This window comes from Pseudomonas sp. ERMR1:02 (genome assembly GCF_002277815.1).
Lineage (GTDB): Bacteria > Pseudomonadota > Gammaproteobacteria > Pseudomonadales > Pseudomonadaceae > Aquipseudomonas.
Genome location: NZ_NKJI01000055.1, coordinates 1 through 1,149, shown reverse-complemented (window position 1 = coordinate 1,149; position 1,149 = coordinate 1). Strand labels below are relative to the sequence as shown.

The window sequence follows — 1,149 nt, the reverse complement described above, 5'->3', positions numbered from 1 at the left end:
CTCGCAAAAGAAACCCAACACCCGGTGAACATCCAGGGTGAACTGCCACCGCTGCAAGCGGCGAACATGATGCTCGAGGGCGGAATAATTGCCTACGACACCAACGTGAAAAGCGGCGGGGAAGGGGCGCGCTACCTGGGTATCGAATCTCCCGGGAGTATCGCGTGGACCAGGTCACGGTGAACCTGCGGGCAGTGGATGTACGCAGTGGGCAGGTGCTGGCCAACGTGATGACCAGCAAGACCATCTACTCCGTGGCCCGCAGTGCCGGGGTGTTCAAGTTCATCGTTCAAGAAATTGCTGGAGGCCGAGGTCGGCTACACCACCAACGAACCGGCGCAATTGTGTGTGTTGTCGGCGATCGAGGCGGCGGTGGGCATATGCTGGCGCAGGGATTGAGCGGAATTTGTGGCAGGTGGCGGGGGAAAATTCGCCTCTGGGCGATGCGACTCTGGATCGTTACTTGACGCAGAACAAGGTGGTGCCTGAGGGTGAGTATGAGTGACCGAGGCGGCCTTCGGGCCGACCTGACTTTCGCGGATGTACCCAATCCGCTTTGTAGGAGCGAGGCTTGCCCGCGAAGGCGGCCTGACAGGCGGCCTGTCTCTGGCGGATGTACCCAATCCGCTTTTGTAGGAGCGAGGCTTGCCCGCGAAGGCGGCCTACGAGCCGACCTGACTTCTCGCGGATGTACCCAATCGCTTTTGTAGGAGCGAGGCTTGCCCGCGAAGGCGGCCTACGAGCCGACCTGACTTTCGCGGATGTACCCAATCCGCTTTTGTAGGAGCGAGGCTTGCCCGCGAAGGCGGCCTACAAGCCGACCTGACTTTCGCGGATGTACCCAATTCAAATGTAGGAGCTGGCTTGCCAGCGAAGGCGGCTTGGCAGCCGACCTGAATGTTGTTGACCGAGTACATATCCATTCCTGCGGTAACGGCACTGATGGTTCCGCCCTGACGGGGGTCACTTGGAAGAGCCCCAAGTAACCAAGGGCTCTTGCCCCTGTCGTTCGGTGCCTCGCTGTGGCTCGGCATGCCCTCGCTCCGGTCCTGCTCCGTGGGCCCGCCGCGATCGGCCATCCCTGGCCGTGCGCGGCTAACCCGGCATCCATGCCGGGTTGCCCACTGCGCAGAACCTCCACTCGGCCTC

At 61.9% G+C, this 1,149-nt stretch carries 1 pseudogene; it reads left to right on the top strand.

Annotated elements, in window-relative coordinates:
- Positions 1-505: pseudogene (locus CES87_RS32200) on the top strand (CsgG/HfaB family protein); the annotation flags it as partial.
- Positions 506-1,149: the final 644 nt, after the last annotated feature.